Raw genomic sequence first — 15,877 nt, 5'->3', positions numbered from 1 at the left:
TTAACGCGCCTCATCACTTCGGGTGATACCGTTAAAACGATAGAGCGCCGCGAGCATCACGAATGAGAATATCAGAAGGGCCAACGCAAGGTTGTGTGCGCTGTTATATTCCAACGCTTCTACCTGTTCATATAACGCGATAGACAGCACCTGAGTTTCCCCAGGGATATTGCCGCCTATCATTAGCACCACGCCAAACTCGCCTATGGTATGGGCAAAGCTTAAGCCTAATGCCACCACGATGGGCGCTTTGCTTAAAGGCAGCACAATTTTCAAAAAAGCTTCGGAGGCCGAAAAGCCTAGTGTTTTTGCCACATCTAAATAACGGTTATCCAATTGTGAAAAGCCGCTGTACAGTGGCTGTAAGGCAAATGGAAGTGAGTAGATAACAGAGCCCAATACCAAACCTTCAAAGCTAAATGCTAAATTGCTCCCTGTTAGGCTTTGCCACCCCTGCCCCAATGCACTTTGCGGTGAAAAAGCAATAAGGAGATAGAACCCCAGCACAGTTGGTGGTAACACTAAAGGCAATGCAAGCACAGACATAACCAAGGGCTTAGCTTTGCTCTGCCAGTTTGCTAAAAACCACGCTAGCGGAAGTGCGATTAACAACAGCAAACCACTCGTGATAAAGGCCAGCTTCAGGGTTAGTAGTATGGCCTCTAGTGACGATGCTCCGAAAAATTCTGTGAGCATAATTATTTACCAACGCCCGATGCAATGATGGGTTCATAGCCCCATTCAATTAAGCTGAGCTGCACCCCTTGCGACATTAAATACTGTACGAACAGGCTGGGCGATGACACACCATCAGCGTCAGCCAAATCAAATGCCCTGGTTGTTTCAACATCGTCTTTGTGAGTAGACTCGTTAACTGGCGCTGTCGCTTTTTTGATTGGAAGTGGTTCGAACAGATTCGGTGATAGTGAAGCTGCTGTTTTACTGTTAACCACCAACGACTGAACAATGGGTTGATACAAGGTTTCTGGTACTGGAACGATAACAGTGGTGGTATCAGCAACCTTGGTGTTACCGGTAGTTGCGAAATTTGAAGGCAAATCTAAAGCTAATGAGTAGGCTACGAACGTCCCTTTCACGCTGCCTGTGGTATAAAACTGTAAAGTTTGTAGCACGTTCTTACCCATCACTCTGTGGGGTAAAAACTGTCGCCATAGAGACAAGTTCTGCAGCGTCTGCTTTGCTGCGTCACCATAGGGAGCCAGTTTAGGATTTGCGATAGCTATCTTGTTTCGTGGATTTTCCATTAATTGAACAAGCTGCTTAGACAAGCAATCGGTAAGCTGAACGTTTATTTGTGCAGTCGTCTCTCCAGTAGATGAGCCCGCGATTAGTCTGCAATTTCTTTCGCTAGATGTCTTACTAGATATATCACTGAATGCCTCACTTGATAGGTCGCCAGCATAGACAAACGCCAGCTTGCCTTTAGCGTAATCCACCAGATTGCCGTGGTGAACTACGTTGTTATCAACCAACGCTTGCGGCCTAGCGCGATCTGCAGATAGAAAAACGTCGAAGCTAGCTCCATGTTGAACTTGCGCATACAAAGTACCGCTTGAAGATACGGTTACCGCGACTTCTATGCCGGTTAGCTCAGTAAACTGCTCGGCAATACTCTTAAGCGGTTTTGCAAAGTTTGCCGCAACGGCTACGTTAATTTTTTCGTCGCGCTTGAAATTTACTGACTGGTTTTGTTTATCGGCATTAATAACGCTCCCTTCATTTACAGTATTATTTGCCGCTTCAAAACTGCTCGCCTGTGCAACAGAACTGGCAGAAGTCGTAATGCCTGTGGCTACACTTGGGCTTGCGCTTGCAATAACACTTACCAAAATAAGCATGGCCAAGCTAACCAAGCTTGAAAGTCGCATTGCAAAAGAGAAAAACATTACTTTTTTTGCATCCACTTAAGTGCCGCTTTATCGTCAGACGCTTTTGCGGCAACCCATTCAGATTTATCGCCCTTGAACTCTTTCTTCCAAAGGGGAACAGATTGCTTAAGCATGTCCATCAAATAGCTGGCCGCGTCAAAAGCCGCCTGGCGATGAGGAGCAGCGGCCCCAACCCATACAATTTGTTCGTTATTGTATATGCGCCCTACTCTGTGCAGTGCGCCAGCGCTATTAAGTTCAAAACGCTCTACTGCTTGTTCAAGTAGCAGCATCAACGCTTTTTCAGTCATGCCCGGGTAATGCTCTAATTCGATACCGTCTATATCGCCAGAATTGTTGTAATCACGCACTAGCCCAGTAAAAGTAACAATCGCGCCTGTATTGCCGCACGCCTTTTCGTCTGCCGACTGTTTTAGCCTAGCGTAAAGCTCGCCTTGGTCGAAATCTTCTACTTGAACTAGCGCAAACATAGCTAGCCCCCCGTCACAGGTGGGAATAGCGCCAGCTCATCTCCGTCGCTAAGTACGGTTTGCAGGTCGCAGAGCTCTTGGTTGCAGGCAGTTAGTACACTGCCCTCTAGGGCTAATGCCCACTTGTCACTGCGCGTCTTAAGCTGAGATATTACGGCTTCAATCGTGCTGTTATCATTTAAATTAAGCGCGATATTGTCCTCTCCCGTAATCTCTCGGGTTTGTGCGAATGTTTTTACCGTTACCTGCATGCTTTGCCTGTTATTTACTTTGTTAAGGTCGCTTTGTGCGCTCGCTGATTAATCTTTTCAAGCCTCGGAAATGCATTGAACCTAGAGTAGGTTACTCATTAGGCGGGCATGCACTTTATGTACGTTGCTTTAAAGATCGCTACTTTGTGTGAACTAGGTGTCAGACTGCCAGTGGCCTGTCTTACCGCCTTTTTTCTCCAGTACCCGTACCCCTTCCATATGCATGCCAGGGTCGATGGCTTTGCACATATCAAACAAGGTTAACAGCGCCACATTTACACCAGTGAGCGCTTCCATTTCAACGCCGGTTTTACCGCTTAGCTTGCAATAGCAAGTGGCTTTGATACGGTTTTTTTCACCTTCAATGTCAAAATTAATATCTACCTTCGACAGTGCCAGTGGGTGACAAAGAGGAATAAGATCAGCACAGCGTTTCGCCCCTTGAATACCCGCTACTCGGGCAACAGCGAATACATCTCCTTTTGCAATTTTTGCTTCAGAGATTTGGCGAATAACGCTTTCGCTTACGTACAAGAAGCCTTCTGCTGTGGCTTCTCGCTTGGTAACATCTTTGTCACTAACGTCTACCATGTTGGCTTCGCCGCCAGCATTTAGATGGCTAAACGTACTCATGCTTCCACCAAATGCTTTACGAAGTTACACGGTCTGAAGTCGGCATCAAGTTGGCTAGAGATAATCTTTTCCCACGCAGTACGACACGCGCCTGTTGAGCCTGGTAAGCAGAAAATAACCGTATTATTAGCAAAACCCGCAACCGCGCGAGACTGAATGGTTGATGTACCAATCTCTTCATAGCTAATTTGACGGAATAACTCGCCAAAGCCGTCGACTTCTTTGTCGAACAATACACTGATGGCCTCTGGCGTTGAGTCACGGTGGGTAAAACCTGTACCACCGGTAATTAATACCGCGTGAATGTTCTTGTCGGCAATCCATTTCGACACCACGGCGCGCTGCTGATAAATATCGTCTTTCACCAAATCGCGATCGTAAAGCTTATGGCCAACCGAGGTAAGCGCCTCTTTCAAGTAGTCTCCCGACTTGTCGTTTTCGAGGGTGCGCGTATCTGAAATAGTGAGTACGGCAATATTAAGGGGTTGGCTGACAGCTGACATATGAAATCCTAATTTGATATGCGACATTTTGGCGGTTTTTGATAAAGTACCAGCCAAAATACTATTTGGTAATCACTTTATAAGGGTGCATGCCATGAATTCAACAACTAAGTTGCCATAAACTATGTCTAAAAGCCTAACTAATCAGCAGGCTATGCGTTATAACCGCCACATTGTGCTTCCCAAAGTGGACCTAGACGGTCAAGAAGCGCTGCTAAACGCCAATATTTGTATTATTGGTATTGGCGGGCTTGGCACCGCGGCCGCCACTAACCTTTGCGCCAGTGGCATGGGCTCTCTTACGCTTATCGACCACGACACAGTCGAGGCCACCAACCTGCCAAGGCAAACCTTGTTTAGCGAACAAGATGTTGGCACAAGTAAAGTAGAGGCAGCTAAAGCGCGGCTTAGTGCAATCAACAGCGACTGCGACATTACCGTAATGGCAGAACCGTTTGCGGCGCCCGGCAGAACTAAGGGCACTACTCAGCTGTCACCAGCGTTAAAACAGGCCATAGAGCGTGCTGACGTTGTGCTAGATTGCACGGACAATACAGACTCGCGAGATTTAATAAACCTATTGTGTTTTAAACTAAATACTCCACTGGTGTCGGGCGCAGCCATTCGCTTTGAAGGCCAGCTTTTTGTAGCTATACCCGGTGAGAGCCGTTGCTATGCATGCTTGCGGACGCTTTTTGAATCGCCTGATTTAAGCTGTGTAGAGGCAGGTATATTCTCGCCTGTAGTAAATATTGTTGGTACTTACCAAGCCATGCTAGCTATGCAAGTATTGATGGATTTCGATAATATCCCAAAAAACACGTTAATGACCTTTGATGCGCTTTCGCATGAATGGCGAAATTGGAAGCTACCAAAAGGCGTGGACTGCGAGCTTTGTGCTTGCTGAATGCAATTAAACAAACCATAAAATTTAAGATGGCAGGTAACTATTAAACGTAATCGTTGCTAACCATTTCGGTATAGAGACCTGCCCTTTAACATTCGCAAAATCACTTTTTATCGTTTAAGACTTCTTGGCGTTCACGTTCGTACGTTTCATAATCTTTTTGATACCGTGCCTCGCACTCATCTCGTTGCGCTCCCTGCAATTCACTACAGCTTTGTAACCGGTTTTGTTGCGCTGCGTTATACAACTGTTTCGACGTACACCCAGAAGCCATAACCAGCAGTAAAGTTAAGGGAATTATTTTTGTTAGTTTCATTACAGTTTCATTCTGAAAATAGATAGTTTTTGAGACGGCGCTATTTGGAAATAGTTTCACTGAACAATCATCAAAATGTTACGATTTATGTATTTTGAGCAATCGTCTGAAAACGCTTGGGCCCTTGCAAATACGCTTATCGATATGATTGCCGCGTTTTCGTTAGAAAAATAGACAGAAAATAGGTTGATTTAAATGACAACCCAAGTAGTAAAAAAACACATGGTAGTGGCGCAAAACGCGTCTGGCCGTAACATGAATGTGCCAATTTATCGAATGAAGGGCGCGCGCCCTGGCCCCACCGTGTATATTCAAAGCTCTATTCACGGTGCTGAAGTGCAAGGTAATGTAGTTATCTATCATCTTATTCAGCGCTTGAAAAACATGGATATTTGCGGCGAAATTATCTTAGTACCCAACTGTAATCCCATTGGTACTAACATTAAAGCCGGTGAGTACACATTAGGCCGGTTTGACCCTGTGAACGGCACAAACTGGAACCGCGGCTATTTTTTCGATAAAGAGGCAGTTGAGCATTTCGCCAAAACGGTAACCCGCGAAGAGTCTATTGAAGGCATAAAACAACGTTTTCGTGCGCACATTTCTAATGCTATCGACAACAAACTGGCCGAACCCTGGGGGTTAGGCTTGGCGCAACAGTTAAACCTGAAACTACAACAAATGGCGGTGAACGCCGACTTTGTACTAGATCTTCATAACGGCCCTGTGTCTACCCGTCACGTTTATATTCCCGAATATGCCAAAGACAGCGCCAAGCTATTTAACATCCCCCACTGTATTTTTATTCCAAACGTATTTGCAGGTGCACTCGACGAAGCCACCTTCTGCCCGTGGTGGACACTGCAAGAAAGCATAAAAACTAATTTAGAGCGCGAGATTAGCTTTAACGTAGAGGCTTTCACGCTAGAAATGGGTAGCCAAGAAGTGATCGACTTTAACGAAGGCAATATAGACGCCACCAGTATTCTTAGCTACCTAAACGCCAAAGGCGTGCTGCACGAATGCGATATTAAACCGAAAGCAATGCAGCGTTTAGGCGTGTATTTAAAAGACTATAAAACCCTATTTACTAACTGGGGTGGCATGGTGGAGTACATAGCAAAACCAGGCCAAACCGTGAAAAAAGGCGAACCGCTAGCGCAGATTTTAAATATTGACGATCTGGATACCGACAACGGCAGCAGGACCTTAGAAGCGCCTTGCGATTTAATTCCTATTCTTCACTTTCCGTCAGCTTCGGTATTAAGCGGAACGCAGTTGTATAAGGTGTTTACGAATTATAAGGAGCTGTAGATTTTTGTATGCACGTTGATGGATTAAAACTTTATTACAAAATGGTTGATTAGGGTACGTAGATAGTCTCTCGAAAATTACGCACTTATTCTTCAAAGTGCGCCCTGCCGTTCAATTTATTGTATTGAACGGCGGCGTTGTACCTTAAGGTACCTATGGACTCGTAGGACTTCTGTTTGCAAAGCAAAAGGACGAATTTTTATAAAGCGTAGTGTTTCGAGCGACTCCAAATTGGTCGTTTAGCGAAGTGCTTCGGGGACACCGGTTAAACCAAACCCTCACTGCCCCATTGGCAATCTTTGTCAATATTTGCCATAATTTCTGAATGGTGAACATTCGGAAATAGACAATGGCAACTTTAAACGTGTCACTTCCTGACGAAATGCGTACGTGGATTGATGAGCAAGTAAAAACTGGCAAATTTGCTAATGCTAGTGATTATATTCGCGATCTAGTACGTCGCAATCAGAGTGAGCGTGAGGCAATTAGCTTAGCCCTCATAGAAGGTGAGTTGAGTGGGAAAAGTGACAGGAATGTTTTGGATATTATTCAAGCTAAGAAAACTCGAGCCTCTGAATGAACGAATACATCCTCTCTAACAAAGCAGAGGAAGATATCTCCCGCATTTACGATTATTCAGCCAATGTTCACGGCGTAACTCAAGCTGAAGCCTATCTTGTTGCCCTACATGAAGCTCTAGTTGTTCTGGCGGAAACCCCGAATGTAGGTACTTCAGCGGAGGACATTAGAAAGAATTACTTACAATTCCCCGTTCATAGGCACATGGTCTTCTATAAAAAAGTCGATGACGGCATTTTCGTCATTAGGGTGCTTCATCAACAAATGAAATACGCTATGCATCTATCTGATTGAAACACACAGGAAGGACCAAGTATTGTGACGAAAGTGCCAAATCAAGTAGAGAAACAAACTACTCACTAAATCGTACCAGCTCAGACTTGATCTGACAGTTACCCTATTTTCAAGGTAACTAACCACACCCTACTTCACTAAGACTAACTCGAAATTTAAACTCACCACGCTGATTAAATACGTCAAAACCATTATCAGAAGCTTTAAGCTCTAGCTCCCGTACCCAATTTGTTTTTTCAATAAACTTTAATTCATAGCGGTTTAAAGGTAGTGGGCATTTTAAATAGAAATAATGGTAGGCCGTACCCATTGCACCTGGATCTGCGGTAAACACGTAAATAGTGTTATTTTCTATTGCAAATTCTTTATGAAAGTAGTCTCGGTTAGCTCCTAGTGTTGCATCAATCAGAACACCTAATAGACCTATCGCAATCTGAATGAGTGCCACTATTGCTAAAACACTGCTCAAAGCAACAGTTAACCATTTACTTTTAACAAGATATCTCAATGTACCGTGCTGCGTAAAGAGCAGGTAAACACCTGCACAAAGCGCTATAAGTTTAACTAAGGCTAACGCGTCGCCGACCTGTGACATGAACCTGGGGGAATGGTAGTTCAAGTCCCACAGCACACCGCCATACAGACTTTCTGCTAATGGAACTATTATTAGAAGTAGTACAGCGAGTAAAGGAGTGATCAAGGCCGCAAAGGTTCCTTGCGGCACTTGCTTATTACTCGGGCTATGGTTTTGCTCTAAACGCGTTGTCCCTAACATTAATTATCAGCTTCCTTAAATCGGCGATCCTGGCGGCAGTGGCTCTACCTCAAAGCTACTTGGCCATGCCTTACTCGCCCAATAGGTATCAAACTGCTCTTTCAGTATTTCATACTGATTGTTGTCTGCTTCATCGTCTAACCATTCGCTAAATTCAAGCAAGGCGAGTTCAGCTTCCAATCTTACTTCGGGTGCTAGCTTGTCGTTAGTTACTGCTTTCATCACTGCATTTAACGCCACTAACTGTAAGCGCTTGGCTAGCGGGCTTTGCGACTTGTTTTTATACCAATGTACGCTAAGTATTTGCTTCACTAGCATTGAAACGCCCACTTTTTTGCGTCTATCGTTAGTGCTTCTTGTTTGCCACTCTAGGCGGTTCAAGCGCTCTGGGTGTAATAACAACTCAAAAGCAAAGTTGGATGCCGAAGCAGCGGCAGAAACAGGGTCTAACATTAAGCCCATTTTGCCCTTAAAGTGCTCGCGAGTAATGTCGTCACCGTATGCTGTGGGTGGAATGAGCGCGAGGACCGACTCAGGAATAGTTAAGTAATCGGCAGTAGTGGCGGTAATCAACTGCTGCATTGCGCGTTGCTGCACCGCGGGTGCTACAAACTGCTGGCCCTGCGCTTGGGTATAGTCACCTTTACGTTCATATTCATACACCAAGCCGCCCACTTGCTTTGCTACAGCTTCTAGCTGATAGCGATGTAGCAAGTAAATAGGTACTAAAGCATTTTCAAGAGACGATAAACTACTGTTTGGGCTTAAGGTGTCCAAACCTAAATTGGCTAGTGCCTGTTCGCGCACTTGTGAAATTTGATCAAAGGCATCTAGCGGGTTGCTGCCGTTTTCCCACATATGGCCGTTTGCCGATGCATGGCGACTGCTGCGGGTATCTGGGTCTGATTTAAAGCTTAAGCCCTCGTTGCGACCTTTTACGATAATTTTTGCCAAAGCTTCGGCTTCTTCTACGTCGCTGGCAAAGTCTTGGTAACCATACGCTACGGCGTGTATATCCCATGCGCCTATACCTTTCTCATAGGCACCTTCTAAGCTAATTTTGCCATTTTTAATGCTAATTTTGGGATGAGGATAATCCATCACCGACGCACGGTTGTTTTCACTTGCGGCAAAATTGTGTGCTATGCCTAACGTATGCCCTACTTCGTGAGCAGACAGCTGCCTAATGCGATCCAAAGCCATTTCTTGCTGAGCAGTAGTGTCGGTGTTGCCTTCTTTAAACGGGCTGGTGAGGCCAAGGGCGATTAGATAATCTTGTCTTACACGCAGCGAACCAAGTGTAACGTGACCTTTAATAATTTCACCTGTACGTGGGTCGACAACCGACGAACCGTATGACCAACCGCGCGTTGCGCGGTGCACCCAGTTAATGACGTTGTAGCGCACGTCCATGGGGTCTGCACCTTCAGGCAGTACTTTTACCTGAAACGCGTCCTTGTAGCCTGCAGCTTCATAGGCTTGATTCCACCAGCTCGCACCTTCTTTAAGCGCTGTCATTACTGGCTCGGGGATACCAGGGTCAAGGTAGTACACAATAGGCTCAACAGCTTCGCTCTTCGCCGCATGCGGGGTTTTCTTGTTTAAACGGTGGCGGGTAATAAATCGCTGTTCGGTAGGTTCACTAATAGGGGTTGAATAATCAAAGTAGCTGAATTTCCAGTAGCCAGAATATGGGTGGTATTCTCTGGGTGTGTAGTTGTCGTCAGGCAGTGCCACAAACGAGTGATGCAAGTGAACCGTCACACTTTCTGGGTCGGGCGTAACTTGCTGCACGTATTCGCCCGGCTTTTTGCCAGCAAAAGTGACTAGAGCCTCTAATTCAGTATTCTTTTCAAAGCCTTTGGTTTTTGGTAAGTACACGCCACTTCGCATTTTATCTACGCTGAAGCTACCTTGCTTGGTGCGTGCCATACGGTTGCCGATACCGTGAATATCACTTAACAGAAAAGGCGTATAGTCGATAAGGCTAGTGTTATCGCTTTTAGCTACCAACGTAAAACCAGCAATGACCGAATCTGCGAAAGCTTCATCAATACTCTGCTTTTCGGCGTCGCTGCCGTGGGTCGCGCGGTATTTGGTATTGTGCTGCTTTAATAAAACCTTGTTACCAAATTTTTCAAAGCTGACCAAACGCGTATCGCCAAGTTGTCCGCGATCAAGGCCAATATCGTTTGAACCTACACCATACGGCAAGCTGCTTTGGAACAAATATTCAGCATCGCTTGTAGGCACGGCCAAGTAAACTTTGTCGCTTTCATCGTCATAGTAAACAGGAATTAAACCATCTTTTTTGGTCATGTCGCTGGTGAATTCACCAATGCTTGGTAACGCTGCCCAAGCTGAAGAGGCAGACACGACAAACAATACCGAAAACGCAATAGTTGATTTACCTAATGCATTAACCTGTCGCGCGGCTTTGTGAAAAATGTTCAATTGCAGCATGCAGTTAGTCCTTATTATTGTGAATTTCTAGCCTACCCTATGTGGTGGGCTTTGCCCATGGTAATTCGTCGTTTTAACGCTACTCCTCGCCCGACTCTAACATTGACCGCCATTATCAATAATTTTTTGAAACTGATTGCTGTACTCGGAGCATTATATCTTGATAAAAGTATTGATAATCTAGCTTTGCTGTTATGAAACAAGACAATCAGGAGAACGATTATGTTAGGCGAAAACCACTCACTACTAAGCGACTTTCCAGAACACGAGGATACGATTAACCGTTTAAATGCGACTTGCACTGACTTTGCCGAAAAAGCAAAACGCTATCACAGTTTAGATGATGAAATTAGAAACCTTGAAGAGCTTGGCTCACCCGCAAGCGATGAAACATTACACCAGTTGAAACACGACCGCGCCGAGTTGAAAGATGAGCTTTATCAGGTGTTGATAAACGTTAAGTAGACATCCATATAGTATGCGAAGCTGCTGGTTTAATGGGTGATTCGTTTAGTCGAGCATTTTAGAACCAATCTCTAAAAACCATCGATAAGTAAATCAATGCCAGCTTTAATTTCGTTTCTCATATTTTTAAGAGGCTGTTCGGCTAGGTGCTTCAAGCCGCGCTTTGAAACAGTAGCAATATCAAGTAAGTCGATGTAGTAAAGGACGCCATTCACCTCACAGGGTATTTGTAAGTCTTTCACGTATGGTTGTCCATCCAGTATCTTTAATGGCGCTACTAACAAGCTTTCCACTTCGTTAAAAACTGTGTTAGTCAAGACGATAACTATAGAGGATGAATATCTACATACTGAAAACTGACTTATCACGATAGCTGACCGATTGACTCCGAAAACGTTCCATTCTTAATTACTTTGTCATTATGAGCTTTAAGGGCGCCATCATTCTGCTTGAACCATTCTGCTTTTTTTTTCTCGTTTACTGCCCTAATTAAAGCGGCTTCAAAAACCTCAGAAAGCTTTATATCGAGAGACTTTGCCTCATTGAGAAGGTCACTATTTATCGATGTATTACAAGAAACTTTTTGACGCATAACTACCTCAAGCTAATCTACTAAAAATATTATGCGCAAAAGTTGTGCGCATAGCAAACGCAGCCCCTTTCCTTTTTCAAAGATTTACTTGAATCACAGTCAAGAGTAAGCCCTAATTGCGTTATCGATTCAACCAGCTCAAACTATGAAGGGTTTTATTTTGAAGTTTGCCTCTCGCGCTACCGCTATTTCTCCGTTTCTTGCCATGGCCTATGGCGAAAAAGCCACCGCACTGGAACTGCAAGGTAAAGATGTTATTAGGCTTAATCTAGGCGAGCCTGATTTCGGCGCCCCCGCGCCCGTACTTGCGGCAATGAAAGAAAGCTTGGACACCCCAGATTTTCCCTATACCTCCGCATTGGGTATTCCAGAACTACGTCAATCAATCGCTAGTTTTTATGAAACTAAACATTATGTAAAAGTAAGCCCATCACGAGTCGTAGTTACCGCTGGTGCTTCAGGCGCGCTACTTTTAGCAAGCGCCGCTTTAGTAGAGCCTGGCGACAACGTGATATTGGGCGACCCATCTTACCCGTGCAATCGACGATTTTTAAACGCGTTTGGCGCAGAAGTAACGCTAGTACCAACACGTAGTGAGGATAACTTTCAGCTAACCGCCGAAAGTGTTGCCGATAATTGGAAACACAATACGAAAGGCGTGCTTATCGCCACACCTGCCAACCCTACAGGCACGGCAATAGATACAGACGAGCTGATTAAGATTGGACAATACTGCAAAGCCAAAGGTGGCTTTTTAATAGTTGATGAAATTTATTTAGACCTAGCGCTTTCATTGGATGTTCAAGTGGATGCTGGCGCGTTTCAATCAAATGAGAACAAAGGCGCAACACTCCAAACTGTGCTTGCCAACGCAGAACTGCAGGACACTGTGGTAGTTATAAACAGCTTTTCAAAATATTTCGGTATGACGGGTTGGCGTCTCGGCTGGTGCGTAGTGCCTGAGACTATGACCCCAATAGTCGAAAAGCTCGCGCAGAATTTGTTTATTTGCCCTTCTACCCTTTCTCAAAAAGCCGCACTTGCGTGCTTTACCCCTGAAGCGTTGGCGCAGTGTGAGCAAAACCGCAATACGCTTGCAGAGCGTGCATCTTTTGTTTTTAATGCACTTCAAAATATGGGGCTTAACTTGGATGCTCAACCCGACGGCGCGTTTTACGCTTACATCAACATTAAGCATACAGGCTTAAGTGCTATCGAATTCTGTGATGCCCTGCTTTCTCAGTATCATGTGGCGCTGACACCAGGCAATGATTTTGGCGAGCACAATGCTGATCATTATGTAAGGCTTTCTTTCGCTACCAGTATAGAGCGCTTGAACGAGGGACTGGCTCGACTAGCTACTTTTGTTGAATCATTGCGCTAGTTGCTTTTTATCCTCTGTTTAATTTCGTGAATAGACAAATATTACCTAAAAAAATGATAGATATGGGTGCTTGTGCGTATATTGGGAAGTGCATATTGATGACACGTGTCGAAACGGAATAAAACAGGACAAAACAATGAGTAACGAACGCGAATTTGATGTAGTTATCTTCGGTGCTACAGGTTTTACAGGCAAACTAGTGGCTGAGTATTTTCAGGCGCAGTATGGCAGTGACAGCAATGTTAAATGGGCAGTGGCAGGTCGTAACGGAGCTAAACTTAATGACGTAAAACAAGAACTAGGCATTAGCGATAGCGTTGCTAGTATTGTAGCCGACGGCGATGATGCCGATGCACTTGATGCCATGACAAAGCGCACAGCCGTTGTACTGACTACCGTAGGGCCTTATCAAATTTACGGCGAAAAGTTACTTTCTGCATGTGTTGATAATGGTACAGGCTATACAGATTTATGTGGTGAACCAGCGTGGATGCACCAAATGATCAACAAGTACGAAGCAAAAGCTAAGGAAACCGGTGCAAACATTGTGTTCTCTTGTGGCTTCGATTCTGTGCCCTTCGATTTAGGTGTTCACTATTTACAAGAACATGCGAAGAAACAGACCGGCGAAGTAATCGAATATGTAAAAGGTCGCGTTCGCAAAATGCAGGGCACCTTCTCTGGTGGTACAGCTGCTAGCCTAAAAGCAACCATGGCTGCAGCGCATAAAGACAAGTCAGTAATGGCAGCGCTTATCAACCCTCTTTCGCTAACCGATGGTTCGACTAACCAACAACAGCCAGATGGCAACAAACCTTATTTTGACGAACAGTTAGGTACGTGGGTAGCGCCATTTATTATGGCGGCAATTAATACTAAGAACGTTCACCGCTCTAACTACCTAGCAGGCTATGCTTACGGTAAGAACTTTCAGTACGATGAAATGATGATGACCGGCCCTGGCGAGAAAGGTGAAGCCATGGCAAACCACGTCGCTAAAGATAAGTCGCTAGCTAGCGATGATGGCCCTAAACCTGGAGAAGGCCCAAGTAAAGAAGAGCGTGAGAACGGTTTTTACGATGTAATGTTTGTAGGTACCGCCACCAATGGCGACATGCTAGCCGTTTCGGTTAAAGGTGATAAAGATCCTGGCTATGGTTCTACTAGCAAGATGATTTCAGAATCGGCGCTTTGCCTGTGTAAAGACGTAAACCTATCTGGCGGCTTTTTCACACCAGCAGCAGCTCTTGGTAATAAGCTAATAAGCCGCCTAGAAGAGAAAGCAGGCTTAACGTTTGCTATCGAAAAATAACGGCCCAAATAAGGGCTGAAATAAGGCCAAAAATAGAGGCTTAAGTAAGAGCTAAAGCAAGGCCTAAAGTAAAGTTTAAACTTAGTCTAACCTATAAAAAACTAGCGTGCATTTTCGCACAACGAATATGAAAAAGGCTGAACGCAAATAGTGTTCAGCCTTTTCTTTCTTCGCTAGGTGTTATTATTGTTTTTTTCTAAGCAAGTACTGCTTTTAATGCTTTAACGCAGGCATCGGTCTCTGCTGGCGTACCCACACTTATTCGCGACCATGAATCGTAACCGGGCCAGGTACGCCCTACTACCTTTATACCCTGAGCTCTCATCTTCTGCGCAAACTTGTCGTGCGGCATACCCGTATCCATGTAAATGAAATTCCCTTGTGGATTCGGTGCATAGGGCTGCTTTAATTCTTTGGCGACTTTTACTAACTTGTCACGTTCAGTCTTAATCCGTGAGCGCATGGTGTTTAGGTTCGCGTGGTCATCCATGCTAGCCATACCCGCAACAAGTGCCAAGTAGTTTACGCCACCCATGCGCAACATTCCGCCCAGGGTTTTAGCTTGCTCAGCTGGCATAATGGCGTAACCTAAACGCTGGCCTGCCATGGCGTGAATTTTAGAAAATGTCCGGCAAATTACTACATTGTGCCCTTCTGAAATAAGCTTCGACTGAACGTTGGCCGGGTAAGCGTCAGACATTTCAATGTAAGCTTCATCAATAAATACCTGTGCTTTTTTCGACACACGTTTCGCAAAAGCGGTCAGTTTGGCCGCATCTACCATGCTGCCGGTTGGATTGTTTGGATTACATACATAAACGGCGGTTGTATCTTCAGTTACTGCTGCTTCAATGGCATCTAGGTCGAAAGTCATGTCTGCAGCAAGTGGAACGTAAGTCACCTCTGCCCCCATGAACTCAGCGCCTCTCGGCACACCTTCATAGGTTGCCATAGACGTTACTAGCTTATTACCATTTTTCGTGATCCAGTCGGCATAGCCGAAAAGAATAGGTGAAGAGCCGTTTGTGATAACGATTTGATCGGCAGAAACGCCCTCTTGCTTAGCAATTTTTTGCGCTAAAACTTCAACCGTAGCATCGGTATAGCGTGCAAGGTTTAAAAGCTCGCTTTGCATTGCCTTAGCGGCCTTTTTCGAAGGTCCAAAGGCGTTCTCATTTGACGATAAGCGAATAAGACCATCGTTCACGTTAGGTGTAGCCGACGGAAAATGTTCAGTGGGCATTCCCGCCGCATGCAGGTCGTCCATTATACTGTCGACACTCGTGGTTAGTGCCACCGCACCAGCCCCTAAACCTACCGATTTTAACCAATTACGACGTGAAGAATTTATCGTGGTTTGTTGTACGTTTTTATTCATATTTCGCTCAGCCTTCCATCTACAATGTCTTTAGACTAAAGGCTCAGCTTTAAACTCGCAATAGCCTAAAGGCGCTAAACCATTGACACAATTGCACTTTTCCCGTGCACGAAACGCACTAAAACTGACAATGTAAGTAGTTTTAATGTGTTAATGGGTTACATTGCGGTGCAGCGCCTTTTTACCCATTTAGGCGTTTGCGATGAATGACATTTTTTCTCGTATTAGCAGCAATACTATTACTGACTAAACCCATTGTTCTTTGGATTGAATCACCAAGTCGCTCACCTAACCTAAACCATCTAGGCGAATACCAAGTATGAAATACTAT

Annotated in this window: 18 protein-coding genes; 7 read left to right on the top strand and 11 right to left on the bottom strand. The window is 44.9% G+C overall.

What is annotated here, in order from left to right; genetic code table 11:
- From modB to moaB, 6 genes are all read right to left on the bottom strand, one after another.
- Nucleotides 1–696, bottom strand: a complete 696-nt coding sequence (modB, locus tag ACXACS_RS10375) for a molybdate ABC transporter permease subunit (protein ID WP_474806336.1) — start codon at nt 694–696, stop codon at nt 1–3.
- A gap of 2 nt (nt 697–698) precedes the next feature.
- Nucleotides 699–1,925, bottom strand: a complete 1,227-nt coding sequence (modA, locus tag ACXACS_RS10370) for a molybdate ABC transporter substrate-binding protein (protein ID WP_474806334.1) — start codon at nt 1,923–1,925, stop codon at nt 699–701.
- On the bottom strand, nt 1,907–2,380 hold the full coding sequence (locus ACXACS_RS10365) for a molybdenum cofactor biosynthesis protein MoaE (RefSeq protein WP_474806332.1): 474 nt from the start codon (nt 2,378–2,380) through the stop codon (nt 1,907–1,909). Before ACXACS_RS10365 ends, modA begins: the two co-directional genes overlap by 19 nt.
- A gap of 2 nt (nt 2,381–2,382) precedes the next feature.
- Nucleotides 2,383–2,631, bottom strand: coding sequence for a MoaD/ThiS family protein (locus ACXACS_RS10360; protein ID WP_474806330.1), 249 nt, complete (start codon nt 2,629–2,631; stop codon nt 2,383–2,385).
- Between the two features lie 153 nt (nt 2,632–2,784).
- Nucleotides 2,785–3,264 carry a cyclic pyranopterin monophosphate synthase MoaC gene (gene moaC / locus ACXACS_RS10355; protein ID WP_474806328.1) on the bottom strand — a complete coding sequence of 160 codons (480 nt, stop codon included), beginning with the start codon at nt 3,262–3,264 and terminating at the stop codon, nt 2,785–2,787.
- The gene (gene moaB / locus ACXACS_RS10350; protein WP_105930145.1) at nt 3,261–3,767 is read right to left on the bottom strand and encodes a molybdenum cofactor biosynthesis protein B; all 507 of its coding nucleotides are present in this window, start codon (nt 3,765–3,767) and stop codon (nt 3,261–3,263) included. Before moaB ends, moaC begins: the two co-directional genes overlap by 4 nt.
- Nucleotides 3,768–3,891: 124 nt before the next feature.
- Between moaB and ACXACS_RS10345 the strand changes: the two genes are divergently transcribed.
- From ACXACS_RS10345 to ACXACS_RS10330, 4 genes are all read left to right on the top strand, one after another.
- On the top strand, nt 3,892–4,674 hold the full coding sequence (locus ACXACS_RS10345) for a HesA/MoeB/ThiF family protein (protein ID WP_474806326.1): 783 nt from the start codon (nt 3,892–3,894) through the stop codon (nt 4,672–4,674).
- A 511-nt stretch (nt 4,675–5,185) separates the two neighbouring features.
- The gene (locus tag ACXACS_RS10340; protein ID WP_474806324.1) at nt 5,186–6,304 is read left to right on the top strand and encodes a M14 family metallopeptidase; all 1,119 of its coding nucleotides are present in this window, start codon (nt 5,186–5,188) and stop codon (nt 6,302–6,304) included.
- Between the two features lie 349 nt (nt 6,305–6,653).
- On the top strand, nt 6,654–6,884 hold the full coding sequence (locus ACXACS_RS10335; RefSeq protein ID WP_474806322.1) for a type II toxin-antitoxin system ParD family antitoxin: 231 nt from the start codon (nt 6,654–6,656) through the stop codon (nt 6,882–6,884).
- The gene (locus tag ACXACS_RS10330) at nt 6,881–7,177 is read left to right on the top strand and encodes a type II toxin-antitoxin system RelE/ParE family toxin (RefSeq protein ID WP_474806320.1); all 297 of its coding nucleotides are present in this window, start codon (nt 6,881–6,883) and stop codon (nt 7,175–7,177) included. Before ACXACS_RS10335 ends, ACXACS_RS10330 begins: the two co-directional genes overlap by 4 nt.
- Nucleotides 7,178–7,295: 118 nt before the next feature.
- On the opposite strand, the gene ACXACS_RS10325 is transcribed toward ACXACS_RS10330, so the two are convergent.
- A complete protein-coding gene (locus tag ACXACS_RS10325; protein ID WP_474806318.1) occupies nt 7,296–7,952 on the bottom strand; it encodes a hypothetical protein in 657 nt (218 codons plus the stop codon).
- A gap of 15 nt (nt 7,953–7,967) precedes the next feature.
- The gene (locus ACXACS_RS10320) at nt 7,968–10,415 is read right to left on the bottom strand and encodes a zinc-dependent metalloprotease (protein ID WP_474806316.1); all 2,448 of its coding nucleotides are present in this window, start codon (nt 10,413–10,415) and stop codon (nt 7,968–7,970) included.
- A 222-nt stretch (nt 10,416–10,637) separates the two neighbouring features.
- Here ACXACS_RS10320 and ACXACS_RS10315 point away from each other — a divergent pair, with 222 nt between their 5' ends.
- Complete coding sequence (locus ACXACS_RS10315; RefSeq protein ID WP_474806314.1) at nt 10,638–10,880, top strand: HP1242/YdcH family protein; 243 nt, start codon at nt 10,638–10,640, stop codon at nt 10,878–10,880.
- A 71-nt stretch (nt 10,881–10,951) separates the two neighbouring features.
- On the opposite strand, the gene ACXACS_RS10310 is transcribed toward ACXACS_RS10315, so the two are convergent.
- Both ACXACS_RS10310 and ACXACS_RS10305 read right to left on the bottom strand, forming a co-directional pair.
- Complete coding sequence (locus ACXACS_RS10310) at nt 10,952–11,197, bottom strand: hypothetical protein (RefSeq protein WP_474806312.1); 246 nt, start codon at nt 11,195–11,197, stop codon at nt 10,952–10,954.
- A 47-nt stretch (nt 11,198–11,244) separates the two neighbouring features.
- Nucleotides 11,245–11,472 (bottom strand): type II toxin-antitoxin system CcdA family antitoxin, encoded by a 228-nt coding sequence (locus ACXACS_RS10305; RefSeq protein WP_474806310.1) that lies wholly within the window; start codon nt 11,470–11,472, stop codon nt 11,245–11,247.
- 160 nt (nt 11,473–11,632) lie between these two features.
- On the opposite strand from ACXACS_RS10305, the gene ACXACS_RS10300 reads away from it, so the two are divergent.
- Nucleotides 11,633–12,856 carry an aminotransferase class I/II-fold pyridoxal phosphate-dependent enzyme gene (locus ACXACS_RS10300; RefSeq protein WP_474806308.1) on the top strand — a complete coding sequence of 408 codons (1,224 nt, stop codon included), beginning with the start codon at nt 11,633–11,635 and terminating at the stop codon, nt 12,854–12,856.
- Between the two features lie 136 nt (nt 12,857–12,992).
- Nucleotides 12,993–14,168: a saccharopine dehydrogenase family protein gene (locus ACXACS_RS10295; protein ID WP_474806306.1), complete on the top strand. Its 1,176-nt coding sequence runs from the start codon at nt 12,993–12,995 to the stop codon at nt 14,166–14,168.
- Nucleotides 14,169–14,364: 196 nt separating this feature from the next.
- Here ACXACS_RS10295 and ACXACS_RS10290 read toward each other — a convergent pair whose 3' ends face one another.
- The gene (locus ACXACS_RS10290) at nt 14,365–15,546 is read right to left on the bottom strand and encodes a pyridoxal phosphate-dependent aminotransferase (RefSeq protein WP_474806304.1); all 1,182 of its coding nucleotides are present in this window, start codon (nt 15,544–15,546) and stop codon (nt 14,365–14,367) included.
- Nucleotides 15,547–15,877 lie beyond the last annotated feature (331 nt).

This window comes from Alteromonas sp. AWM4_230 (assembly GCF_056158305.1).
The sequence above is the reverse complement of the archived record's forward strand: the minus strand, read 5'-3'. Positions and strand labels throughout refer to the sequence as shown.

Excerpts from the sequence above, each read along its gene's own strand:
- ACXACS_RS10290 (WP_474806304.1), bottom strand. The coding sequence starts at position 15,546 with ATGAATAAAAACGTACAACAAACCACGATAAATTCTTCACGTCGTAAT.
- ACXACS_RS10335 (WP_474806322.1), top strand. The coding sequence starts at position 6,654 with ATGGCAACTTTAAACGTGTCACTTCCTGACGAAATGCGTACGTGGATT.
- moaB (WP_105930145.1), bottom strand. The coding sequence starts at position 3,767 with ATGTCAGCTGTCAGCCAACCCCTTAATATTGCCGTACTCACTATTTCA.
- ACXACS_RS10330 (WP_474806320.1), top strand. The coding sequence starts at position 6,881 with ATGAACGAATACATCCTCTCTAACAAAGCAGAGGAAGATATCTCCCGC.
- ACXACS_RS10305 (WP_474806310.1), bottom strand. The coding sequence starts at position 11,472 with ATGCGTCAAAAAGTTTCTTGTAATACATCGATAAATAGTGACCTTCTC.
- ACXACS_RS10295 (WP_474806306.1), top strand. The coding sequence starts at position 12,993 with ATGAGTAACGAACGCGAATTTGATGTAGTTATCTTCGGTGCTACAGGT.
- modB (WP_474806336.1), bottom strand. The coding sequence starts at position 696 with ATGCTCACAGAATTTTTCGGAGCATCGTCACTAGAGGCCATACTACTA.
- ACXACS_RS10315 (WP_474806314.1), top strand. The coding sequence starts at position 10,638 with ATGTTAGGCGAAAACCACTCACTACTAAGCGACTTTCCAGAACACGAG.
- ACXACS_RS10345 (WP_474806326.1), top strand. The coding sequence starts at position 3,892 with ATGTCTAAAAGCCTAACTAATCAGCAGGCTATGCGTTATAACCGCCAC.
- ACXACS_RS10360 (WP_474806330.1), bottom strand. The coding sequence starts at position 2,631 with ATGCAGGTAACGGTAAAAACATTCGCACAAACCCGAGAGATTACGGGA.
- ACXACS_RS10325 (WP_474806318.1), bottom strand. The coding sequence starts at position 7,952 with ATGTTAGGGACAACGCGTTTAGAGCAAAACCATAGCCCGAGTAATAAG.
- ACXACS_RS10365 (WP_474806332.1), bottom strand. The coding sequence starts at position 2,380 with ATGTTTGCGCTAGTTCAAGTAGAAGATTTCGACCAAGGCGAGCTTTAC.
- ACXACS_RS10320 (WP_474806316.1), bottom strand. The coding sequence starts at position 10,415 with ATGCTGCAATTGAACATTTTTCACAAAGCCGCGCGACAGGTTAATGCA.
- moaC (WP_474806328.1), bottom strand. The coding sequence starts at position 3,264 with ATGAGTACGTTTAGCCATCTAAATGCTGGCGGCGAAGCCAACATGGTA.
- ACXACS_RS10340 (WP_474806324.1), top strand. The coding sequence starts at position 5,186 with ATGACAACCCAAGTAGTAAAAAAACACATGGTAGTGGCGCAAAACGCG.